Genomic DNA, 21,719 nt, shown 5'->3' with positions numbered 1-21,719 from the left:
AACATTATAGCGGGATTTCTCCCGCTCGTCCACCCCGCAGGACAAAAACAGAGGCCGGAGCGCAATACCGCGCTCCGGTCTCCCAGTTTGTCAAATCTGTCAAAGGCTGTGCAAGCGTTCAGAGCGTTTCTGCGGGCAAAGGGCCCTCGGCAGAGTTTCGCCGCCCGCAGGCGGCGAAATAAGGCCCAAATCTGTTTTTCCCGGGGACATGCGCCTCGGGAAAAACACTTCTCAGCCCGCAAACGTGCGCGCAAAGCGAGTGCGCTGCAGCGGGCTGTAGCCTCCTCTCAAAAATGCAAGCATTTTTGAGAAGCGTGTCGAGATTCCTCGACACGCTGAAAGGCCGGAGCGCCAATATGGCGCTCCGGCCTCTTCCGGTTCAGCTGTTCTCCGCCCGGTACACGGTCCGGTACCCCTGGGCGGTGACCTCCACCGCCTGCTCCACCTCGTCGCTCCAGGCGTCCGACGGGCAGGGGCGGTCCCCCTCGTAGCGCACGCAGGTGCCGCAGCTGCTGCTCAGGTCCCGGGGCACAGGCATGATTTTGGCGGCCATTCCCCGGGCCTCGCACTGCTTTTTGAAGTGCATGGCTCCAAAGTGGGAGTAAAACGTAGCGATGTAGGTCATGTCACTTGGTGATGGACAGGGTGAACTCGCCGTCCTTCTCCTCCACCGACACATTGTAGCCCTGGTGCACGGCGTAGCGGGTCACGTTCTCCCGGGCGGTGGGGTTGTCCACCACAATCTGGTAGGTGTTTTCGCCGGTAGCCATGGCCTTGCGGATCATCATCACGGGCTCAGGGCAGGAGAGCCCTCTCGCGTCCAGCAGTTTCATGGTACATTCTCCTCTCTTACGCTTTTGCGTTTTCCTTGCGGAAGGTGTTGAAGCAGGCGATGAGCGCCACCACCACGATGCCGATGATGACGGCAATCTTGCCGTTGGCGGTGGGACCCTCGCCGCTGGAGGCCAGGCCGAAGTTGTGGGCAAAGGCGGCGCCCGCCACCAGGCCCAGGACGGCGATGGCGCTGTCCGTGTTGCCCTCGCCGGAGAGCACCAGCTGGCGCAGGGGGCAGCCGCCCAGCAGCACGCAGCCAAAGCCGGTGAGCAGCATGCCCAGGGCGTTCCACAGACCGTCGGTATGGGCCACGGGCTGGCCGGCAAAGCCCAGGTTGAAGTAGGTGCCGTCAGTGGCGGCGGTGAGGATCAGGTTGCACACCAGGGCGCTGGCAAAGATGGCCACAAAGCCGATGAGCAGCTTCCACTCCCGGAAGAGCACCACATCCCGGATGCCGCCCACCATGCACAGGCGGGTCTTCTGGGCCACGGCGCCCACGATAAGGCCGGCGGCCAGGCTGATGATGATGGGGGCGTGCTGGGCGCCGGGGCCGCCGCCCGCCTCCGTGAAGTGGATGAACACAGGGGCCGCAACCAGCAGCACCAGCAGCACCACCTGGATGATGGGCAGCAGACGGCCCTCCAGAGCGGGCAGCTGATAGGTCCGCTTCAGGGAGTAGCCCCTGGTGAGGAAGAACACGCCCAGCAGGATGCCGCACACAAAGCCCACAAGGCCCAGCAGAGCGTTCAGGTCGCCGCCGGCCAGGCGCAGAATCATGCGGAAGGGACAGCCCAGGAACATCAGGCAGCCGATCATGACAAAGAAGCCCAGCACAAAGCGGGTCAGCGGGGCGCTGCCGCCCTTGGGGGAAAACTCCTTGCGGAAGGTGGCCAGCAGGAAGCTGCCCAGCACCAGGCCGATGATCTCAGGCCGGATATACTGCACGTTGGCCGCCGAGTGGAGGCCCAGGGCGCCGGCGGTGTCCCGCAGGAAGCAGGCGATGCAGAAGCCCATGTTCACCGGATTGCCGAAGAGCACCAGCAGCGCGGCGATGACGCCTATCCCCAGGCCTGCCGCCAAAATTTCCGTTTTTTCCTTCTTCAAACCCATACACACACACTCCTTAAATTTGTCGGGTATAAGTTCAGTATAGTGGACACAGGTGGAAACTTCCAATATTAATTATTAATGATTCGAAAGTTGTTATTTGATATTTTGATAAGTATATGGTAGAATGGTGGAAAATCTCACGCTCCGTTCCGGTCGAAGTTCCGTCCTTTTGGGCGGAAACGGGCGTCCGGTGGAACGGACTGTGCATGAATTGGAGCGGATGGAATGGATACCATCTATTTTGACAACGCCAGCACCACCTTCCCCAAGCCCCGGGCAGTGCCCGACGCCATGTACGACTATATGACCCGGGTGGGCAGCAACGTCAACCGGGGCTGCTATGAGCGGGCCTACGGCGTGGAGGAGCTGGTCTACGACACCCGGGAGCGGATTTCCAGGCTCTTTGACGGCCCGGCGTGCAAAAACGTGGTGTTCACCCGGAACATCACCGAGAGCCTGAACGTGCTCCTCAAGGGCTTCCTCAGGCCTGGGGACCACGTCATCACCTCCTCCATGGAGCACAACGCGGTGATGCGCCCCCTGGTGCAGCTGGAACAGCAGGGCGTGTCCTTCACCCGGGCGGCCTGTAATCCGGACGGGACCCTGGACCTGGCTATTCTGGAAAGCGCCCTGCGGCCCAACACAAAGGCCGTGGTGATGACCCACGGCAGCAACGTCTGCGGCACCCTGCTCCCCATCAGGGAGGTGGGTGCCTTCTGCAAGGCCCACGGCCTGCGGTTCTTTGTGGACTGTGCCCAGACCGGCGGCGTGTACCCCATTTCCATGGCGGAGATGGGCATCGACGCCCTGGCCTTCACCGGCCACAAGGGCCTGCTGGGCCCCCAGGGGGTGGGCGGCTTCCTACTCAACCCGGAGCTGACGGAACAGATCACCCCCCTGCTCTCGGGCGGCACCGGCAGCATCAGCCACACCGAGGAGGTGCCCGACTTCATGCCCGACCGCTTCGAGCCTGGCACGCCCAACCTGCCCGGTATCATCGGCCTTCACGCCGCCCTGCTCTGGCTGGAGGAGACAGGGATGGACGCCATCCGCGCCCACGAGCTGGGCCTTACCGCCCGGTTCCTTGTCGGCGTCAACACCCTGCGGGAACAGGGCCGCTCCATCCGGGCAGTGGGCCTGCCGGGGACGGAGGGCCGCACCGGCGTGGTGTCCATTGAGACGCCGGGGCGGGACATGGCCGGGGTGGCCTACGAGCTGGACAGCGCCTGGGGCATCATGACCCGGGTGGGGCTCCACTGCGCCCCCTCCGCCCACAAGACTCTGGGCACCTTCCCCGCCGGGACCATCCGGTTCTCCTTCGGCTGGTGGAACACAGAGGATCAGGTGGACCGGGCCCTGGAGGCCCTGGAGGCCATTTTGAAGGAGGATGCCCGCTGATGGACATGAAGCAGCTCCAGTCCTTTACGGCGGTTGTGCGGTACCGCAGCTTCACCAAGGCAGCCGAACGGCTCTACCTCTCCCAGCCCACCATCAGCACCCACATCCGCAACCTGGAGGAGGAGCTGGGCACCTGCCTCATCGTCCGCACCAAACGGAGCGTGGACGTGACCCCCCGGGGCCAGGAGCTCTATGAGTGCGCCTGCAATATCCTCAGCCTGCGGGACAACCTGATCCGGCGCTGGTCCTCCAATGAGAGCAGCATCATCCAGCTGGGAGCCTCCACCATCCCCTCGGCCTACATCCTGCCTGAAATTCTCCCCGCCTACGGGAAGGCACACCCGGAGGCCTACTTCACCATCCACCAGAGCGACAGCCGGGGGGTGGTGGAGGGCATCCTCAACGGCAGCTTTGACCTGGGCATGATTGGCATGAAGTACGACCACGAGGACCTGACCTGCATCCCCTTCTACCGGGATCGGATGGTGCTGATCACCCCCGTCAACCCCCACTTTCTGTCGCTGAAGGAGCAGGACGCCCCCCTGCAGCGATTGCTTCAGGAGCCCATCATCCTCCGGGAGCAGGGCAGCGGCAGCAAAAAGAGCGCCGAGTATTTTCTGGACAGCATGGGGATTGCCGAGGAGCAGCTGAAGGTCACCGCCCGCATCAACGACCAGGAGTCCATCAAAAACCTGGTGGCCGGCGGGCTTGGCGTGTCCATCATCTCCGAGCGGGCCGCCCTCAACTTTGTGCAGGAAAAGCGGGTGCTCCTCTTTGATCTGCCGGAGCACGTCTCACAGCGGTACCTCTACTTTGTAATGAAGCGGAACTACGCGCTCACCGAGCACGTCAGGGCCTTTATCACCCATGTGAAAAAATATTACGCCCTGGACGGGATGCCCTGAGCGCCGTACAGACGGATGGGCCCGGCACCAGACCAGGCACCCAAAGATAAACCGCCCCGGCTCTGTTGAGAGCCGGGGCGGCGTCTTTTTTCTGGCGGCGCCCTTAAAGCGAGAGGCCCAGCATGTCCAGGACCTGTTTTCCGTCGTTCCTGTCGAGGAGCAGCGGGGTGTTGGCGCTGGTGATGATGGTATAATAGCCCCCCGGGGCCTCCTGGATGGCGCTGATGGCATCGATGTTCAGCAATGTGCGTATCCTGGTGTTATAGTCCATTACCTTGACAAACCGCATGACTGGTTCCTCCTCTTCTCTGCCGCCCCGCCGTCTGTCACTCCGCCAGGGGGATTTCGTACTTGTCCGCCAGCTCTTTGATGTATTCCACCAGGGGCTCCTGTCCTCTCACCCCGTCCAGATTCTGGTTGACCCCATAGAGGCCGTCCTCCCCGGCAAAGCCCTCCGGGGAGAGGGCCAGGGTCAGGTGGAGGCTCTCGCCGGAGCCGCCGTCCCCGCTCTGGAGGAGGATGAGATAGGCCGCCTCTGTGCCGCCGGTGCGCAGGACCACCCGCCCCGGCCGGCGAAAGTAGGTGAGCTCCCCACACAGGCGGAGCACCTCCTCCCGCTCTTCCTGGGTGAGGTTCAGCGGCTCTCCCTGCGTGAACTGGAGGAGTACGGAGGTGCGCTGGGGGTCGAGGGGAACGGAGAAGGGGAGAAAGTACCACGCCAGATAAACCGCGCAGGCGGCCATGCAGGCGGCGGAAATCCACCTCTTGATCTTCTGACCCTTGTGTAGGAGGAAAGCCAGCAGGGCCACGCCAAAGATCACCACTGCGGCACAGAGAGACATCATAGCATAACCTCCGTTTCCTATTTTCCTACATCATCAGAGGGGATTTTGTCTGCTGTCCGTTTTTACTGGTCCGGTTCACTCTGGTGCGCCGGGGGTTATGCTTTCAGCGGCAGGTTCCGTATCCGCTCAGTTCAGAAAGTCCTTCAGTTTCTTACTTCTGGAAGGATGCCGCAGCTTTCGGAGGGCCTTGGCCTCAATCTGGCGGATGCGCTCACGGGTCACGTTAAACTCCTTGCCCACCTCTTCCAGGGTGCGGGTGCGGCCGTCCTCAATGCCGAAGCGCAGCTTGAGCACCTTCTCTTCCCTGGGGGTCAGGGTGCCCAGCACGTCCACCAGCTGCTCCTTGAGCAGGGTGAAGCTGGCGGCCTCGGAGGGCTCGGAGGCGTCCTCGTCGGGGATGAAGTCACCCAGGTGGGAGTCCTCCTCCTCGCCGATGGGGGTCTCCAGGCTGACGGGCTCCTGGGCAATCTTCAGGATCTCCCGCACCTTGTCCACGGGCATATTCATCTCCTCGGCAATCTCCTCGGGGCTGGGGTCGTGGCCCAGCTCCTGGAGCAGCTGGCGGGAGACGCGGATGACCTTGTTGATGGTCTCCACCATGTGGACGGGAATCCGGATGGTGCGGGCCTGGTCCGCGATGGCCCGGGTGATGGCCTGGCGGATCCACCAGGTGGCGTAGGTGGAGAACTTGTAGCCCTTGGTGTAGTCGAACTTCTCCACGGCCTTGATGAGGCCCAGGTTGCCCTCCTGGATCAGGTCCAGGAACAGCATGCCCCGGCCCACATACCGCTTGGCGATGGACACCACCAGGCGGAGGTTGGCCTCAGCCAGGCGCTGCTTGGCCGCCTCGCCCCGCTTGATGTCCTTCTTCAGGGCCTTCTCCTCCTCGGGAGTGAGGACAATGGGCTCTCCCTTCTTCTCCGCCGCCTCAATCTCAGCCAGACGGGCCTTGGCCGCGTCCCCCGCGCCCATATCCTGGGCCAGCTGGACCTCTTCATCAGGGCTCAGGAGGTTGACCTTGCCGATCTCCTTCAGGTACATGCGCACCGGGTCGTCGATGCCGAAGGAGTCCACCAGGGTGTTGGGATCCACGATCTCCTCCTCGGGGATCTCCTCCAGCTCCTCCATGGGGGGCACAATATCGGCGTCCAGCTCGGGGAGATAGTCCTCGCTGACGGTCTCGATGCCCTGGTTCTCCAGCACATCATAGATCTTGTCCATCTGCTCGGACTCCAGGTCCATGTTCTCCAGCACGTCCATCAGCTCGCTGGCGGTGAGGCTGCCTTTTTTCTTGGCCCGCTCCACAAGCTCGGTCAGCTTCTCGGAACCCTGGACGCCCTCCACGATCTTCATGATCTCATTCTTAACCTGCTCTATCTTTTCCACGCTGGAGAGGGTGGACTTGGCTTCCGCCGCAGCGCTCCTGGCGTCTGTCTTCTTTTTCTCGCTCATGTGCGGTCATCCTCCATATGCTTTTTCTTTCTGTAACTCAGGTATTCTGTCCGTTGTACGCCTTTTTCTCCCGGAATTTTTCCCGGGCGGCCATAAGGGGGTCGGCCTGGGCCCCGCCGGACCGCTTGGCGTACTCGGTGGCGATAATCTCTATGTAATCCGCCAGGGCCTTCTGGCTGTGGGCCAGGGATTCGGGCTGGTCCAGTACATACACCAGATGGCTCATCTCCTCGGCGGTCAATTCCCCGGTCAGGGCGGGCAGCTGGGTGCTTCTCCCCTCCTGCCAGCGCGTGCGCAGCATGCCGTACACCCGGCCCAGCAGGGGCGAGGAGAACTGCTCCGGCTCCAGGGCGCCCGCGCTCTGAAATAGTCCCGGCTCCAGCAGCATGAGCCGGAGCACCCCCTCCTCCGCCCGGGCGGAGCGGATGTTCTCATACCGCAGCTCCCGCTCCCTGGGCTGGAGCTGGGCGGCGGGGGTCAGGTCCTTTCTGGTCTGCTTCTTCTTGGCCTGCCAGGTCCGGTTCTTGCGGTACCGCTCCACCTCCTGGGCGAAGGCGGCGGCCGAAATGCCCCCGGCGGCGGCGGCCTTGTTGCCGTAGATCTCCCGCTCGATAGGGCTCTGCAGGGACGCCACCGTCTCCACCGCCTCCCGGAGGAAGGCCATGCGCCCCTCCTCGTCGGCCAGGCTGTGCTTCTGGAGCAGGGACTCCAGCCGGTAGTCGTTCTGTCCGGCGCTGCCGCTCAGGCACTTCTCAAAGGCGGCGGGGCCGAAGCGCTTGACAAAGTCGTCCGGGTCCTGCTTGAGGGGGTTGCCCTCGCTGTCGTAGGCGTTGGGCAGCTGGAGCACCCGGACGTTCAGATCCGCATTCTTCAGGATGCCCAGCACCCGGTCGGTGGACTGTTTGCCCGCCGGGTCATTGTCGTAGCAGAGCACCAGCTCCCTGGTGTACCGGGCCAGGATGCGGGCGTGCTCCTCGGTGAGGGCGGTGCCCATGGTGGCCACCACGTTGTCAAACCCGGCCTGATGGAGGGTGATGACGTCGATGTTGCCCTCCACCAGAATCAGGTTGGGCCGCCTGGTGTTCTTGGCGAAGTTGAGGGCGTAGATGAGCCGCCCCTTCTTGAACACCACGGTCTCCGGGGTGTTGAGGTACTTGGCCCCCTCCTCCCCCGGCAGGATGCGGCTTGTGAAGCCGGCCACGTCCCCCCGCACGTCGATGACGGGGAGCATGAGCCGGGCGCGGAATTTGTCATAAATGCCGCCGTTCTTGCCCGCCACCGCCAGGCCCGCGTCGATGAGCTCCATCTTGCTGTACCCCTTGGCGGTGAGGGCTTTGGTGAGGGCGTCCCACTGGTCGGGGGCGGCGCCCAGACCGAAGCGGGTGGCCGTCCGGGGGGAGATCTGCCGCTGGGCGATGTACTCCCGCACCCGCTGGCCGCCGGGACCCTTCAGATAGTCGTGGTAGAACCGGGCGGCATCCCTGTTGGCCGCCAGAGCCCGGGCGCGCTTTTTCCGCCCGGCATCGTCGCTGCCGGTGTCGGGCACCTCCAGCCCCGCCCGCTTGGCCAGGAACCGCACCGCGTCAGGAAAGGACAGGTTCTCAATCTCCATAATGAAGGAGATAACCCCGCCGCCTTTGCCGCAGCCGAAGCAGTGGTAGATCTGCTTGTCCTGGTTGACGGAAAAGGAGGGGGTCTTCTCGTTGTGAAAGGGGCACAGCCCCCACAGGTTGCTTCCCTTTTTGGTCAGGGTCACATAGGAGGACACCACGTCGGAGATCTCGCTCCGGGCCACCAGCTCGTCTATAAATTGTTCCGGAATCGGCACGGTAGCCCTCCTTTCCCCTATGATTGCCAGAGTTTTACGAAGCCATACGGAATCTGCCCTATTTCACGCTCCAGGCCGCCGGGATAAACAGTTCCCCGAACTTCTCCACCGCGTACTTGTCGGTCATGCCCGAGATATAGTCGCAGGCGGCCCGCTCCACACCCTCACGCACCCGGATATCCTGGTACTCCGCCGGCAGCTCGTCCGGCTCCCGGACATAGTGCTCAAAGAGCCGCCGGAGCATATCCTGGGCCTTGGTCTCCTCCCCCTTGGCCCGGGGGTTGGTGTACACGGATTCAAACATGAAGGCCCGCAGCTCCGCCATGGCGTCCCGGCAGGCGGGGGACTGGACAATATCGTCCTTCCCCCCGCTCTGGACAATCACATCGGTGGTCAGGGTGTTGATGCGTTCGGAATGGGTGAAGCCCAGCACCTGGGAGATGGCGATGGGGATGTCGGTGGGAAAGATGATCTGTCCCCGCATGGCGTCGTCAATGTCGTGGTTGATGTAGGCGATCTTGTCGGCCAGGCGGACGATCCGCCCCTCCAGGGTCTCGGCCCGGTCGGCTCCGGTGTGGCAGAGGATGGCCCGCCGCACCTCCCAGGTCAGGTTGAGCCCCTCGCCCTCCTTCTCCAGCACGTCCACCACCCGGAGGGACTGGACGTTGTGCCGGAAGCCGCCGGGCATCAGCTCGTTGAGGGCCCGCTCCCCGGCGTGGCCGAAAGGGGTGTGCCCCAGGTCGTGTCCAAAGGCCGCCGCCTCGGTCAGATCCTCGTTGAGCCGCAGGCCCCTGGCGATGGTCCGGGCAATCCGGGCCACCTCGATGGTGTGGGTCATGCGGGTGCGGTAGTGGTCCCCCTCGGGCTGGAGAAAGACCTGCGTCTTGTGCATCAGGCGCCGGAAGGCCTTGGAGTGGACAATCCGGTCCATGTCCCGCTGGAAGCAGGTGCGCACCGGGCACTCCGCAGCGGGCCGGGCCCGTCCTCTGGACTCCGCCGCCAGACAGGCGTGGGGCGAGAGGAACTGACGCTCCATGGCTTCGGTCTGCTCTCTTACCGTCATCGCCGCCGCCTCCTTCATCCGCCGATGAATTCTGCCTGTATACTGTATACGCCGTTCTTTTGAAAAACCCTTCAAAAAAACAAAAAAATTTTTCTTCCTCCCAAGGCGCTTCTGCCGGACAGAATCCGGGGCCTGTCCTGCCGGAGGGCGGCGGGGCAAGCCCCAGTATGTCCTGTTATCGGGCCACTGGCACCGCCTTGAAGGCCTCGCCCAGAATCTGCACCTCCGTGCCGCCGGCGGTGAGCTCGGTCATGCGGGCGGAAAATACCTCCACCTGCCCCTCGGGCAGCAGGGCGTGGACAGTCACGTCGGCGGCGTACTCGGTCTCTCCCAATACGCCCCCGTGGGCCTCCACCTCCAGCTTCACCCGGTCGAAGAAGGAGTAGGGGCAGGGCACCGCCGCCTCCACCCACCGGCGCACCACGGAGACGCCCGCCGCGTCCAGGGCGTCCTTGGCGCTCTGGGTGTAGGCCCGCACCAGGCCCCCGGCCCCCAGCAGCACGCCGCCGAAGTACCGGGTCACCACGCACACCACATTGGTGACCTCTTCCCGCTGGAACACGTTGAGCATGGGCTGCCCCGCCGTGCCCTGGGGCTCGCCGTCGTCGGAGTACCGCTCCACGCCCCCGTCCCGCAGGCGGTAGCACCAGCAGTTGTGCCGGGCGTCATAGTGCTTCTTTTTCACCTGCTCCACAAAGGCCCGGGCCTCTTCCTCGGTCTCCACCGGCCTGACCTGGCCGATAAACCGGGACCGCTTCTCCACCAGCTCCGCCTCGGCAGCTTCCGTGGGGATATAATATTCCGTCATGACCGTCCCTCACTTTTTCGCTTCTCCCAGTCCCTGCGGGTCATGGCGTAGCACAGCACCAGGCGGGGCGCATAGTCAAAGGCCTCCAGCTGCTGCATCCGCAGGAAGCGGAAGGTAAAGCCGCACTTCCGGATGACCCGCTTGGACTTGTAATTGCCGTCATAGTGGTCGCACCAGATGGTGTGGAGCCCCAGGTCCTCAAACCCGTATCGCAGCAGCTCCTCCACCGCCTCGGGGATGAGTCCCCGCCCCCAATAGGTCGGATCCAGGGAGTAGCCAATCTCGTTGTCCGGGCCGCCGGCCTCCTGCCGGTGCCGGCCGGTAAACCCGGCTGAGCCGATGACCCGGCCGTCCTGCCGGTGCACCACGGCAAAGGTCTCCGGCTCGGAAAATACGGTGCGGATGATCTCCCGGCTCTCCTCCACGCTCTCGTGGGGCTTCCAGCCCGCCGCCGGGCCCACCCGGGGGTCCCTGGCGTAGTCGAACAAATCCGCCGCATCGCTGTCCCGGAAGGGCCGCAGAATCAGCCGCCGGGTCTCAAGCTGTCTCATTCCGATGTCTCCTCTCCATCCGGCGCCAGCAGAATATCTGGCATCCGCTCCAGCAGTACTCCGTTATCGCCGTCCTTCCAGGTGTCTCTTTTCCCAGCGCTCCCTGCTCAGGGCGTAACGGATGTGGGTGCAGGGATTCCCTGCCCCGTCGGCAGCGTCCTCCGTCGCGAAGCAGGTGAAGCCCAGCTTCTCAATGACCCGCTTGGACTGCTGGTTGAAGTCAAAATGACAGCACTGGATCACGGCGCAGTTCAGCACGCCGAACCCCCGGTCCAGCAGGGCGGCGGACGCCTCGGGGGCCAGTCCCCGGCCCCAATAGGGCCGGGCCACCCAGTACCCCAGCTCCATCTGGGCCATACCCTCAGGCACCGGCAGGTCCGGGCAGGGCACGTCTGGGGTGAAAAGCCCGATGCTGCCCACCGGCTCCCCCGTCTCCTTCAGGACCATGGCGTAGGTCTCGGGCAGACCCAGGGCACCGTGAATGATCTCCAGGCTGTTGGCCTGGCTGGTATGGGGCGGCCATCCCGCCCGGGGACCCACCTCCGGGTCGGACGCCCACCGGTAGAGCACCGGCGCGTCGCCGTCCTCCCAGGGCCGCAGGATCAGCCGCTTCGTCTCAAGCTGTCTCATGTCTCCTCCTCTTCCGGCGCCAGGAGGACGGAGAGCATCCGCTCCGGCGCACTGAGAAATTCTCTGGTAATCCGGTAGTGCTCCGTGTCCCGGTAGTCCACCCGCTCCACCCCGCCCGGGCCGTCAAACCGCAGGATGTCCGCCTGGGGATAGGCCATCAGGATGGGGGAATGGGTGGCGACAATCAGCTGGCCGCCCCGGGACACCAGGTCGTGCATCAGCGCCAGGAAGGAGAGCTGCCGCATGGGGGACAGGGCGGACTCCGGCTCGTCCAGCAGGTAGAGCCCCCTGCCCCAGAAGCGGTTCTTGGCCAGGGCCAGCAGGCTCTCTCCGTGGGACTGGCCGTGGAGGGATTTCCCGCCCACATACTGCAGGTAGCTTGGCGTCAGGGGGTCGTCCTCCATCTCGTCCACATAGCTGGCCATGTTGTACAGGCTCTCCGCCCGGAGAAAATACCCGTCCTCCGGGATTTCCGGGCTGCGGACCAGCCGCAAAGCCCTGTACAGGCCCGAGTGGGTGTCCCGGCTGGCAAAGCGGAAGTTGCGTGAGCCGCCCTCCGGGTTGAAGCCCCAGGCCACGGCGATGGCCTCCAGCAGGGTGGACTTGCCGCTGCCGTTCTCCCCCACAAAAAAGGTGACGGGGCGGCGGAACTCCAGCCGCTTCAGCCGGGCGATGGCCGGGATACGGAAGGCGTAGTCCTCCGCTTCCCCCTCCACAGGGCGCTTCTCCACACCCCGCAGGTACAGCACACCCTTTCCCGCTTCCATGCGCTCAGTCCTCCCAGAACTCCTTGGGCGGCGTCCAGCCGGAGACGATGAAGTCCTTCAGCCGGCCCAGCTGGATGGGGGTGCACACCGCCTCCACCTCGATGGCCTCGCCGTAGTCCACCCGCTCCACCCTGGCCTCCCGGTGGAGCATGTCCACCACGCCCCCCTGGTCGTAGGGGATGCGCAGCACCACCCGGTAGGCGCCGGTGTCCAGCCGGCCGCCAATCTTTTTCAGCAGCTCATCCAGCCCCGCGCCGGTCTTGGCGGAGATGGACACAATGTCCTCCCCGTGGGGCACAATGTCCCCCACGTACAGGTCGGACTTGTTGAATACATCGATGCGGGGCGTCTGGGCGGCGCCCAGCTCCACAATCAGCTTCTCCACCACCGCCGCCTGCTCCCGCCACTCCGGGTTGGATGCGTCGATGACGTGGAGCAGCAGGTCGGCAAAGCTCAGCTCCTCCAGAGTGGCCTTGAAGGCCTCCACCAGGTGGTGGGGCAGCTTGGAGATAAACCCCACCGTGTCCGAGATAAGAACCTTGCAGGTGTCCGAAATCTCCAGGGTGCGGGTGGTGGTGTCCAGGGTGTCGAACAGGCGGTTGTTGGCCGGGATGTCCGCGCCGGTCAGCTTGTTGAGCAGGGTGGACTTGCCCGCGTTGGTGTAGCCCACGATGGCCACCACCGGCACCTCGTTCTTGATTCTCCGCTCCCGCTGGGTGGCCCGCACCCGGCGCACCTGCTCCAGGTCCTCCTCCAGCTTGGCGATCTTCTTGCGGATGTGCCGCCGGTCGGTCTCCAGCTGGGTCTCGCCGGGGCCGCGGGTGCCGATGGCGCCCTCCTGCCGCTCCAGGTGGGTCCACATGCCCAGCAGACGGGGCAGCAGGTACTTGTACTGGGCCAGCTCCACCTGGAGGCGGCCCTCCTTGGTCCGGGCCCGCTGGGCGAAGATGTCCAGAATCAGGGCGGACCGGTCCAGCACCGACACGCCCAGGTCGTCGGTCAGGGCCCGCTGCTGGGAGGGGGACAGGGCGTTGTCAAAGACCACCATGTCCGCCCCCATGTTCTGTACCAGCTCCCTGACCTCCCGCACCTTGCCCTCGCCGATGAAGGTGCGGGGGTCGGGGGCGTCCTTGTTCTGGAGCACCTCGCCCACGCACTCGCCGCCCGCTGTCTCAAGCAGGGCGGACAGCTCCGCCATGGACTCCTCGTCGGCGTTCTCCGTCCGGCTCAGGCAGGCTGCGTTGAGGCCCACCAGCACCGCCCGGTTCCGTTTTTCCTCTGTGGTATGTTCCGTCATAGAACCTCCGCCGCCGGAACGTCAGTCCGGCGTTTTTTCTTATTCCCGCACCAGGCACTCCACGATCTCACCCACATAGGTGACGTGGAAGTCCCCGCCGGGGTAGTGCTTCTCAATCAGGCTCTTGTCCAGGAAGCAGCCCTCGTCCATGGTCTGGCGGAACAGCTTCCGGCACACCAGTACCAGCTCCGCCTGCTCAAAGTAGGGGGCGTTCCCCGCGCCGGCGGCCACGGTGAAGCCGCACTCGGCCGCCTTGTCCACCTCCCGGCCGCTCTTGCTGCCGCACAGGGCCAGAGCCTTGCGGTGCTCCTCGCCGAAAAAGGCCAGGGTGAAGTACTCCTCTCGGTCCACAAACTCCTTGGTGTACCGCTGGGGCCGGATATAGCAGGTGGCCACGCACTTGTTCCAGAGAATCCCCAGGCCGCCCCAGCTGGCGGTCATGGTGTTGCAGCGCTCCGGCGTGCCGGCGGTGATGAGCATCCACTGGTCTCCCACCATGGAGAACACGTTCTTATCCAGGGCCTTCGGGTCAATCTTCTTAAACATGTGGTTCCCTCCTGTTATTATCATGCGCTTTTATTCTATGCATAGCCGCGCCCGCTTTCTACCGCTGCCGGCATGGAATACATGGAATACAAAAAAGCCCGTACCGGTACCGGTACGGGCTCTTTGACCAAATCCAGCTTACTTGTCCAGGCCGAACTTCTTGTTGAAGCGGCTGACACGTCCGCCAGTATCCACCATCTTCTGCTTGCCGGTGAAAAAGGGGTGGCACTTGGAGCAGACTTCGACGCGGATGTCCTGCTTCGTGGAGCCGGTCTCAATCACGTTGCCGCAGGCGCACTTAATGGTAGTCTGCTGATAGTTGGGATGGATGCCTTCCTTCATGCTGGTTCACCTCTTTCTCTTCGGAGGATATGGGCGCAAGGACACACACGTCCTCACAACGCATTTGATATCATAGCACTCTTCCGGCGAAAATGCAACTATTTTTTTCAAATTTATCATTTCTTTTTTCCCGCGGGCGGAGGCGGCCCGGTCAGACCTCCACCGCCTGGTCCAGGGCGAAGAACCACAGGGCCCGGCGGACCACCGGCCTGCCGGTCATCTCCTCCAGGGCCCGGCTGTACGCCTCCAGCTGGGGGCGGTACGCCTCCGCCCGCTCCCCCACGGTGCGGCGGCTTACCCGGTCGGTCTTGAAGTCCACCACCGTGATGCCCTCCAAGGTCTCAAAGCAGCAGTCCACCACGCCCTGGAGCAGTACCTGCTCCCCTTCCCCGGCGCCGGGGCAGTAGTCGGCGGCGGGCACCAGAATGGAGAACTTGAACTCCCGCCGCAGGGACACGGAGTCCATCAGCTCCCGGCCCAGGGGGGAGCGGAAGAAGGCGGCGATTTTGGCCGGGTCCACCGCCTCTCCCTGCTCGGGGGTGATGTAAGCCCCTGCCACCAGGCGGGCAATCTCCGCCTTCACCTGCTCCTCCGTGCCCGCCCGCTCAAAGTCGATGTACTGCATGACCAGGTGGAGGGCGGTGCCCTTCTGGGCCGGGGTGAGGCCAAACTCCTCCTCGGCAAACCGGGGGCGGCGCAGGGCGGCCCGCTTTCCCGCTGGGGCGGCGGGCTCCTCCGGCTCCCCCTGGGGCAGGGGGAACTCCGCTCCGGCCTCCTGGGCGGCCTCCCGGTCCAGCTCCCGGCCCTTGAGCTGGGTGGCGGTGAGCTTGGAGGGGATCTCCACGTCCCCGGCGTGGGGGTACCGCCAGGTGAGCACGCTTGTCAAATCCCCCACCGGCTTCTCCTCCCCATGCTCAGGCAGGGCAGCGGCCTTCCGCTCCGGGGGCTGGAGCAGGCCGCCGCCGTCCACCCAGCGGATATCCCAGTCCGGCCCCAGGTCTGCCGCCGCAACGGGCAGCGGGTAGTCCGCCGCCCGCCGGATGGCCACCGCGTCCGGCCGGGTGAGCACCGGCAGCAGCACCCACTGGCCCACCGACTGGCAGCCGGCGAGCACCTGGGGGTCGGCGGGGTACTCGGCGTCCTCGGCCAGCTTTCTCAGGTCCGCCGCCCCGCGGGTGAGGGCGCAGGAGAGAATCAGCTTCTCCCTGGCCCGGGTCATGGCCACGTAGAGCAGCCGCAGCTCCTCGGCCATCATCTCATACTCCAGCTGGCGGGCCACCGCCCGCCGGGCCAGGGTGGGATACTCAATCATCCGCTCCGTGTCCAGCCGCTTGGGGCCCACGCCCAGCCGGGGGTGGAAGAGGATGGGCCGCTGCATGTCGTCCCGGTTGAGCCGCCGGGTGAGGCCCGCCAGCAGGACGATGGGAAACTCCAGGCCCTTGGACTTGTGGATGGACAGGATGCGCACGCCGCCCCCCTCCCGGGCGGCCTGGGGGGCGGCCAGCTTTCCGCCGTTGTCCCGCAGGCGGGTCAGGTAGGTGAGGAAGCCGAACAGGCCCTTGTGGCCCGCCGCCTCAAACTGCCGGGCCAGCTCGCACAGGGCCAGTAGGTTCCCCTGCCGCTTCTCCCCCTCGTCCATGGCGCCGAAGATACCCAGCAGGTTGGTGCGGTCGTAGATCTGCCAGAGGAGCTGGTGGCTGTTCCGGTCCCCGGAGCGGAAGCGCAGGTCCGCCAGCTCGGCCAGAAAGGCGGCGCAGTCCGCCCCGCCCTCCTCCGCCCCCTTCACCAGGGCGGCGTAAAAATCCGTGTCCGGCGAGGCGGAGCGCAGTACGGCCAGCCGGTCCGCCGTGAAGCCGTACACCGGGGAGCGGAGCACCGAGAGCAGCGGCACGTCCTGCCGGGGGTTGTCCACAATCTGGAGCAGGGACAGGGCCACCGACACCTCGGTGGTCTCGAAGTAGTCGCCCCCCGCGTCGGCCTCCCAGGGGATGTCCCGCTCGCCCAGGGCCCGGGCGTAGTGGTGGAGCACCGCGTTGGGGGAGCGGAGCAGGATGACCATGTCGCCGTACCCGGCGGGGCGGGTCCCCCCCTCCCCGTCGGACACGGGGAAGCCGCCGTCCTTCAGCTCCCGGATGCGTCCGGCCAGGAACCGGGCCTCCAGCAGGTCCCGGGGCGCTTTCTCGCCCCGCTCCTCCCCGTCCTCGTCCCCGCCGCCGGCGGACAGGTCCAGGGCGTCCAGCTCCACGGCGTAGTCCGCCCCCTCCGGGTAGGCCGCGCCGGGGTAGAGGGCCTCGTCGGCGGTGTAGTCCATCTCACCGAAGGAGCGGGACATGATGCCCCGGAAGATGAAGTTGGCCCCCTCCAGTACCTGGGCCCGGGAGCGGAAGTTTTTGGACAGGATGATCCGCCGCGGCTCCCCCTCCCCCGCCGTCTCATAGGGGGCGAAGGTGCGGTACTTCTCCAGGAAGATGGTGGGGTCGGCCAGGCGGAAGCGGTAGATGGACTGCTTCACGTCCCCCACCATGAACAGGTTTTTGCCCTCCCGGGAGATGGCGGAGAAGATGGCGTTCTGGACGGCGTTGGTGTCCTGGTACTCGTCCACCATGATCTCGTCGTACCGGGCGGCCCACTGCTTTGCCAGGGGGGTGGGCGCGCCGTCCTCCCCCGCCAGTAGGCGCACCGCCATGTGCTCCAGGTCGGAGAAGTCCAGCACGCCCCGGCGCTCCTTCTCGGCGGCGTATGCTTTCTCAAAGTCCTTCACCAGGGCGAACAGCCCCCGGACGGCGGGGTACACCGCCGCCATGTCGGAGAGCAGGCCGGCGCTGTCGTCGGAAAAGCCATCGGCCAGCTTTTCCAGCCGCTTTTTGCACCGATTCCTCACCGATTTGACCCGCTCCGCCGCCTCGGGGCACTCGGTCATCTTCTTCCGCCCCGCCGGGGGGAAGGGGATGGGCAGGGCGGCGGCAGCGGCGTCCCACCCCTGGGCCGTCCCGTCCAGGAAGGCCTGGAGGCCGGCCATGGTGGCTGAGATGGTGGGGGCGTAATTGGCGTCCAGACTGGGGTCGCAGGCGCAGTCCTCCAGGGCGGCGGCCATGCGGCCCAGCCAGTATCTGGCCTGGGCGGCGGCGTCCTCCAGCAGCAATTTGCCCCAGGGGGTGTCCCCCGCGTCGGTCACGCCCTCCAGGGAAAAAGCTGCCTCCTGCTGGTCCAGCCAGGCCGCCGGGTCCGGGTGGCTCTGGACCCGGCCCCGGATGTCCAGCACGATCTGTACCAGGCGGCTGTCATCCCGCCCGGCAGACATGGTGTCCACCAGCCTGGCGAAGTCGCTGTCCGGGGTGATGTCCTCATACCGCCTGTCCATCACCTCGTCCAGGGCCCGCAGCATGAGCACCCCCGCCTCCCCCTCGTCGCACAGGCGGAAGTCCGGGTTTACGTCCAGCATGTGGCCGCACTCCCGGAGGATCTGGGCGCAGAAGGCGTGGACCGTGGAGATCTGGGCCTTGTAGACCAGGGTCTGCTGCCGGCGGAGGTGGCGGTCGGCGGGATTGCGGGAGAGCCGCTGGGACAGCTCCTCCACAATGCGGGAGCGCAGCTCGGCGGCGGCGGCCTTGGTGTAGGTGATGACCAGGAAGCGGTCGATGTCCAGCCCCTCGTCCTCCACCCGGCCCAGCAGCCGCTCCACCAGCACCCGGGTCTTGCCCGAGCCGGCGGCGGCGGACACCAGCAGGGCCCCGCCCCGGTTGTGCACCACGGCGGCCTGCTGCTCCGTCAGCTGAAAGGCCATGAAGATTCCCCCTTTTACGTTTTCTCGGTCTGTCCGCCGCCCTCCTGCTCCTCCACTCTGGCCCAGAACGCCCCGGCGCTCACCGTGGGCAGCCAGCGGCGGCGGTCGGCGCCCCTGCCCTCCTCAAAGTGGCAGGCCGCGGCGTAGTCGCAGTATTGGCAGGCGTTTTTCTCCGGCCCCTTCCAGAAGGGGTCGGCGGCAATGTTTCCGGCGGCAATCTCCCCGCCGATGTCCCGGAGCACTCGCTGGATGTGCCGTTCCAGGCGGCCCAGCCGCTCGGCGGACACCAGGGCATCCCCGGTGATGGCCCCCGTGCGGGCGGACACCTTTACGGGCAGGAAGCGGATGCCCTCCGGGCCAGGGTGCTCCATGGCCTCCAGCACCTCCGGGTCGTCCAGCACCAGGCCCCGGCGGCGCAGCTCCCGGTCCACCGCCTGGCGGCGGGCCGCCTCGGTCATGGTGCGGCTGCCGGCGATGACCGCGTCCCGGGCGGGCAGGTAGAGCACGCCCGCCGGGTCGATCTCATGTCCGCCGAACAGGTCCTTCCCCTCCTTCCGGAGGGTGAAGAGGTAGAGCAGCATTTGAAGGCCCATGCCGTTCCACACGTCGGTCAGGTCAAAGGACTTGCGGCCGGTCTTGTAGTCCACCACCCGCAGATTGAGCCGGCCGTCCTTCACCCAGCCGTCCACCCGGTCCACAAAGCCGGAGATGCTGATGGTGACGCCGTCCACCTCCAGCTCCACCGGGGGCAGGTCCTTCCCTGAGCCAAAGCCCAGCTCAAAGGCGATGGGCCTGAAGTCGGAGGCGGACAGCTCCTCGGCCACGTTGCGCACCACCGCCCGCACCGGCCGGAGCAGCCGGTGGAACAGGTAGCGGAACCGGGGCGTCTCCTCGGCCAGGCCGCCCAGCTCCTCTCTGATATAGCGCGCCACAATCTCATCGGTGAGGGCGTCCAGCTTGTCGCCGTCCACGCCTCCCTCTTCATCCCGCCACTCCTCGCTCTGGAACACGTGCTCCAGCACGTAGTGGACGAAGGTGCCGTACTCGGGCGCCTGGAAGCCCGCCTTCTTCCGGGGCTCCGCCTTCAGGCCGTACTGCATGAAATAGGAGAAGTGGCAGGACTTGTACTTGTCCATCCGGGAGGCGGACATGGGCACCCGGTTGCCGTAGAGGGCGTCCACGGCGGCGCGGGACAATTTGCCCCGGGTGAGCCCGGCGGCCTGCTCCATCCGCTCCACCAGGGGGGCGTATTCCGGCATGGCCCGCAGAGCCTCCGCCGCCTCGGGGTACCGCCCCGCCAGCTCCAGCGCGGGCCGTGGGGCGGACAGCCGGAAGGCCCCATCCAGCTCGGCCTCGGTGACCGGCCGCAGAGCCGGGAACAGCCCCCGCAGCCGGGGAATCAGGAAGGCGGGCCGCTGCTCCTCCCCGCCGCTGCCCATGGCTGCCCAGCTCACCGACAGCCGCTCCCCCGCCAGGGCGCAGGTCTCGTAGACGATGGTCAGCTCACGGTTCAGCTTCTCGGTGAGAGTGGGGGCCAGCTCCAGGCCGTAGGAGGCCAGCAGGGAGCGGTCGTCGTCGTTGAGCAGGCCGGGGGACGGGGCGGCCTGAGGGATGGCCCCGTCGTCCGCCCCCAGGAGGAACACCGCTCTGCAGTGCTTGTGGGCCAGGCGGGGCATCTCACCGGCGGTAACCCGGTCCAGGGACACGGGGATGGCGCCCACGTCGTACTGGGAGAGCACCAGGGAGAAGAGCCGAGCGAATTCGTCGGCCTCCATGGGGGTGTCCCCTACAATCTGGGCGCACTGCTCCAGGGCGCTGCACAGGATGTCCCACAGCTGGCTGTACTCCTGAGCCAGAGCGGGCTCTCCCCGCTCCTGAAGGGCGGCGGTCCGCTCCTCCAGCCGCTCAGGCAGGCCGATGCGCTCCAGGAAGGCGTACAGGGCCTTGGTGTGGCCCAGACCGGTGTGGTCAGGGTTCTTCCGCAGCTCCTCCAGGGGTGCGACGACCTGCCGCCGGACGGCGTTGAGCCGTGCCAGCAGGGCCTCGTCCTCCGGCCTGACGGGCAGACCGTACCCCTTGGGGTGCATGGTCCAGTCCCCCTTCTGGGTCCAGCGGCTCCCCCGCAGGTCCCACTTGAGGGCGTAGTTCTCCAGCAGGTCCCGGTCCTCCTCGGCCAGGCCGGTGAGGCCGGTCTTGAGGTAGCGGAACAGATCGTCGTACTGGTAGTCCCCCGCGGCGGCGGCCAGGGCGGAAGTGATGAGGGCCAGGATGGGCTTCTGGAGAATGTCGCTCATCCTGGCCAGGAACACGGGTACGCCGTACCGGGCGAAGATGGTCTCGATGAGTTCGCCGTACCCCTCCATGCTGCGGGCGGTGACGGCGATGTCCCGGAACCGGTACCCCTCCTCCCGCACCAGCCGGAGAATCTCCCCGGCGGTGTACTCCACCTCGGCGTAGGGGCTGTTGGCTTTAAAGAGCGAGAGGCAGGCCGGTTTGTCCGTCCAAGGTACCTCCGGCGGGTCAAAGAGGTGGGCCTCCAGAAAGGCCAGCTCCTCCGGGCCCTCCTTGGCACGGTTCTCCTGCACCTCCGTCCGGGCGGGGACGCCGTTCTCACGGGCCAGACGCAGCAGGCTGCGGGCCGTGTGGCGGGCGGGCGCGAAGATACCCGCGCTGTCCCGTTCATCGTCCAGGCTGTCGCAGGTCAGGGCCACGGTCACCGAATTGGCCTGCTTGAGCAGGGCCTTGATGACCAGACTTTCCTGGGGCGTGAAGTCGGTGAAGCCGTCCAGGTACACGTCCATTCCCCTTGCCCAGCCGCTCTTCTCCAGCCCCTCGGCCAGACGGGTCACCCGGTCCCTGGGGTCGGCGGCACGGCGGGCGGTGAGGGCCTCATAGGCGCCGTAGATGAGGGACAGGTCCAGCAGCTTGTCCCCCTCGGGGCCGCCGGCCTCCTCCCCCGCCGTCCACAGGTGCTTGGGCGTGACGCAGCAGCTCTTCAGCTCGTCCACCGTGGCGATTAGCCCGGAGAGAAACTCCGGCTTCCGGGAGGGGCGGCCGTACACCTTCAGCTCCCCCGCCACGCCCTGAAGGGCGGCGTACATCAGCAGCAGCCGCCCCCCCGCGTCCAGGGTGGGCGCGGCCAGCCCGCCGGTGACCGCAAAGACCCGGCCCGCCATGCGGGTGAAGGAGAGCACCTCGGCGTACCGGGACACCCGGTTCCCTCCGATGGCGCACAGGCGGCGCTCCATGTCGTGGGAGTGCTGCTCCGGCACCACCAGCACCTGGGGCCGGACGCCTCCGCTCTCTCCGATGCGCCGGAGCATGGCCGTGGTCTTACCGCTCCCCGAGCGGCCCAGCAGCAGATTCAGCATATATCCCTCTCCTCTCGTCTCCGCTTGCGGAGATGATTATACCATTGTCCGCCCCCGCCCGCCAGTGACAGAACGCGGAAAATGCCGGCCAACAGTTCGGACTGCGTTAAATTTGGACATTCGTATGTTTTTGTCCCTTCTCACCGGAGCGTATCGATATTATGATAAAAGTAAGTATGACACATCTG

The 21,719-nt window shown here is 65.8% G+C and carries 19 protein-coding genes; 2 read left to right on the top strand and 17 right to left on the bottom strand.

Annotated features, from left to right (window positions below):
- Positions 1–379: 379 nt before the first annotated feature.
- The 3 genes from QZY67_RS00360 to yedE are packed head-to-tail and all read right to left on the bottom strand — an operon-like array spanning position 380 to position 1,944.
- On the bottom strand, positions 380–625 hold the full coding sequence (locus QZY67_RS00360) for a DUF3343 domain-containing protein (RefSeq protein ID WP_295368028.1): 246 nt from the start codon (positions 623–625) through the stop codon (positions 380–382).
- 1 nt (position 626) lies between these two features.
- Positions 627–833, bottom strand: coding sequence for a sulfurtransferase TusA family protein (locus QZY67_RS00355; RefSeq protein ID WP_294532010.1), 207 nt, complete (start codon positions 831–833; stop codon positions 627–629).
- 16 nt (positions 834–849) lie between these two features.
- Positions 850–1,944 carry a YedE family putative selenium transporter gene (gene yedE, locus QZY67_RS00350; RefSeq protein ID WP_295368027.1) on the bottom strand — a complete coding sequence of 365 codons (1,095 nt, stop codon included), beginning with the start codon at positions 1,942–1,944 and terminating at the stop codon, positions 850–852.
- A gap of 225 nt (positions 1,945–2,169) precedes the next feature.
- Between yedE and QZY67_RS00345 the strand changes: the two genes are divergently transcribed.
- Positions 2,170–3,342 carry an aminotransferase class V-fold PLP-dependent enzyme gene (locus tag QZY67_RS00345; RefSeq protein ID WP_295368026.1) on the top strand — a complete coding sequence of 391 codons (1,173 nt, stop codon included), beginning with the start codon at positions 2,170–2,172 and terminating at the stop codon, positions 3,340–3,342.
- A complete protein-coding gene (locus QZY67_RS00340) occupies positions 3,342–4,247 on the top strand; it encodes a selenium metabolism-associated LysR family transcriptional regulator (protein ID WP_295368025.1) in 906 nt (301 codons plus the stop codon). Before QZY67_RS00345 ends, QZY67_RS00340 begins: the two co-directional genes overlap by 1 nt.
- 103 nt (positions 4,248–4,350) lie before the next feature.
- Here the strand turns inward: QZY67_RS00340 and QZY67_RS00335 are convergent, their stop codons facing one another.
- The 14 genes from QZY67_RS00335 to QZY67_RS00270 all read right to left on the bottom strand — a co-directional run bounded on the left by QZY67_RS00335 (position 4,351) and on the right by QZY67_RS00270 (position 21,531).
- Entirely contained in the window at positions 4,351–4,536 is a 186-nt protein-coding gene (locus QZY67_RS00335; protein WP_294532023.1) for a hypothetical protein, read from the bottom strand.
- A 37-nt stretch (positions 4,537–4,573) separates the two neighbouring features.
- Entirely contained in the window at positions 4,574–5,092 is a 519-nt protein-coding gene (locus QZY67_RS00330) for a hypothetical protein (protein ID WP_295368024.1), read from the bottom strand.
- 126 nt (positions 5,093–5,218) lie between these two features.
- Positions 5,219–6,544: an RNA polymerase sigma factor RpoD gene (gene rpoD / locus QZY67_RS00325; RefSeq protein WP_294532033.1), complete on the bottom strand. Its 1,326-nt coding sequence runs from the start codon at positions 6,542–6,544 to the stop codon at positions 5,219–5,221.
- A 37-nt stretch (positions 6,545–6,581) separates the two neighbouring features.
- The gene (gene dnaG, locus QZY67_RS00320) at positions 6,582–8,372 is read right to left on the bottom strand and encodes a DNA primase (RefSeq protein ID WP_295368023.1); all 1,791 of its coding nucleotides are present in this window, start codon (positions 8,370–8,372) and stop codon (positions 6,582–6,584) included.
- A 58-nt stretch (positions 8,373–8,430) separates the two neighbouring features.
- A complete protein-coding gene (locus QZY67_RS00315; RefSeq protein ID WP_295368022.1) occupies positions 8,431–9,435 on the bottom strand; it encodes a deoxyguanosinetriphosphate triphosphohydrolase in 1,005 nt (334 codons plus the stop codon).
- Positions 9,436–9,610: 175 nt separating this feature from the next.
- Positions 9,611–10,243 carry a YigZ family protein gene (locus tag QZY67_RS00310; protein ID WP_295368021.1) on the bottom strand — a complete coding sequence of 211 codons (633 nt, stop codon included), beginning with the start codon at positions 10,241–10,243 and terminating at the stop codon, positions 9,611–9,613.
- Positions 10,240–10,794 (bottom strand): GNAT family N-acetyltransferase, encoded by a 555-nt coding sequence (locus QZY67_RS00305; RefSeq protein ID WP_294532043.1) that lies wholly within the window; start codon positions 10,792–10,794, stop codon positions 10,240–10,242. The genes QZY67_RS00310 and QZY67_RS00305 overlap by 4 nt, the downstream gene beginning before the upstream one ends.
- A gap of 63 nt (positions 10,795–10,857) precedes the next feature.
- Positions 10,858–11,424 carry a GNAT family N-acetyltransferase gene (locus QZY67_RS00300; protein WP_295368020.1) on the bottom strand — a complete coding sequence of 189 codons (567 nt, stop codon included), beginning with the start codon at positions 11,422–11,424 and terminating at the stop codon, positions 10,858–10,860.
- Positions 11,421–12,191, bottom strand: coding sequence for an AAA family ATPase (locus QZY67_RS00295; protein WP_295368019.1), 771 nt, complete (start codon positions 12,189–12,191; stop codon positions 11,421–11,423). The genes QZY67_RS00300 and QZY67_RS00295 overlap by 4 nt, the downstream gene beginning before the upstream one ends.
- Positions 12,192–12,195: 4 nt before the next feature.
- Positions 12,196–13,488, bottom strand: coding sequence for a GTPase HflX (hflX, locus tag QZY67_RS00290; RefSeq protein ID WP_295368018.1), 1,293 nt, complete (start codon positions 13,486–13,488; stop codon positions 12,196–12,198).
- 39 nt (positions 13,489–13,527) lie between these two features.
- Entirely contained in the window at positions 13,528–14,034 is a 507-nt protein-coding gene (locus tag QZY67_RS00285; protein ID WP_295368017.1) for a flavin reductase family protein, read from the bottom strand.
- Positions 14,035–14,172: 138 nt separating this feature from the next.
- Positions 14,173–14,376 (bottom strand): 50S ribosomal protein L31, encoded by a 204-nt coding sequence (gene rpmE / locus QZY67_RS00280; RefSeq protein WP_006572889.1) that lies wholly within the window; start codon positions 14,374–14,376, stop codon positions 14,173–14,175.
- 151 nt (positions 14,377–14,527) lie between these two features.
- The gene (gene addA / locus QZY67_RS00275) at positions 14,528–18,160 is read right to left on the bottom strand and encodes a helicase-exonuclease AddAB subunit AddA (protein WP_295368016.1); all 3,633 of its coding nucleotides are present in this window, start codon (positions 18,158–18,160) and stop codon (positions 14,528–14,530) included.
- Between the two features lie 14 nt (positions 18,161–18,174).
- Positions 18,175–21,531: a PD-(D/E)XK nuclease family protein gene (locus QZY67_RS00270; protein ID WP_295368015.1), complete on the bottom strand. Its 3,357-nt coding sequence runs from the start codon at positions 21,529–21,531 to the stop codon at positions 18,175–18,177.
- Positions 21,532–21,719 lie beyond the last annotated feature (188 nt).

This window comes from uncultured Pseudoflavonifractor sp., from assembly GCA_904419835.1.
In the GTDB taxonomy this organism is placed as follows: domain Bacteria; phylum Bacillota; class Clostridia; order Oscillospirales; family Oscillospiraceae; genus Pseudoflavonifractor.
Note: the sequence above shows the minus strand (reverse complement) of the source record. Positions and strands in the feature narration are given on the sequence as shown.

Bases quoted from the DNA above. Each gene is read 5' to 3' on its own strand.
- QZY67_RS00300 (WP_295368020.1), bottom strand. From the start codon at position 11,424: ATGAGACAGCTTGAGACGAAGCGGCTGATCCTGCGGCCCTGGGAGGAC.
- QZY67_RS00330 (WP_295368024.1), bottom strand. From the start codon at position 5,092: ATGATGTCTCTCTGTGCCGCAGTGGTGATCTTTGGCGTGGCCCTGCTG.
- QZY67_RS00355 (WP_294532010.1), bottom strand. From the start codon at position 833: ATGAAACTGCTGGACGCGAGAGGGCTCTCCTGCCCTGAGCCCGTGATG.
- QZY67_RS00310 (WP_295368021.1), bottom strand. From the start codon at position 10,243: ATGACGGAATATTATATCCCCACGGAAGCTGCCGAGGCGGAGCTGGTG.
- addA (WP_295368016.1), bottom strand. From the start codon at position 18,160: ATGGCCTTTCAGCTGACGGAGCAGCAGGCCGCCGTGGTGCACAACCGG.
- rpoD (WP_294532033.1), bottom strand. From the start codon at position 6,544: ATGAGCGAGAAAAAGAAGACAGACGCCAGGAGCGCTGCGGCGGAAGCC.
- QZY67_RS00345 (WP_295368026.1), top strand. From the start codon at position 2,170: ATGGATACCATCTATTTTGACAACGCCAGCACCACCTTCCCCAAGCCC.
- QZY67_RS00360 (WP_295368028.1), bottom strand. From the start codon at position 625: ATGACCTACATCGCTACGTTTTACTCCCACTTTGGAGCCATGCACTTC.
- hflX (WP_295368018.1), bottom strand. From the start codon at position 13,488: ATGACGGAACATACCACAGAGGAAAAACGGAACCGGGCGGTGCTGGTG.
- QZY67_RS00305 (WP_294532043.1), bottom strand. From the start codon at position 10,794: ATGAGACAGCTTGAGACCCGGCGGCTGATTCTGCGGCCCTTCCGGGAC.
- QZY67_RS00340 (WP_295368025.1), top strand. From the start codon at position 3,342: ATGGACATGAAGCAGCTCCAGTCCTTTACGGCGGTTGTGCGGTACCGC.
- QZY67_RS00270 (WP_295368015.1), bottom strand. From the start codon at position 21,531: ATGCTGAATCTGCTGCTGGGCCGCTCGGGGAGCGGTAAGACCACGGCC.
- QZY67_RS00285 (WP_295368017.1), bottom strand. From the start codon at position 14,034: ATGTTTAAGAAGATTGACCCGAAGGCCCTGGATAAGAACGTGTTCTCC.
- QZY67_RS00315 (WP_295368022.1), bottom strand. From the start codon at position 9,435: ATGACGGTAAGAGAGCAGACCGAAGCCATGGAGCGTCAGTTCCTCTCG.
- QZY67_RS00295 (WP_295368019.1), bottom strand. From the start codon at position 12,191: ATGGAAGCGGGAAAGGGTGTGCTGTACCTGCGGGGTGTGGAGAAGCGC.
- rpmE (WP_006572889.1), bottom strand. From the start codon at position 14,376: ATGAAGGAAGGCATCCATCCCAACTATCAGCAGACTACCATTAAGTGC.
- QZY67_RS00335 (WP_294532023.1), bottom strand. From the start codon at position 4,536: ATGCGGTTTGTCAAGGTAATGGACTATAACACCAGGATACGCACATTG.
- yedE (WP_295368027.1), bottom strand. From the start codon at position 1,944: ATGGGTTTGAAGAAGGAAAAAACGGAAATTTTGGCGGCAGGCCTGGGG.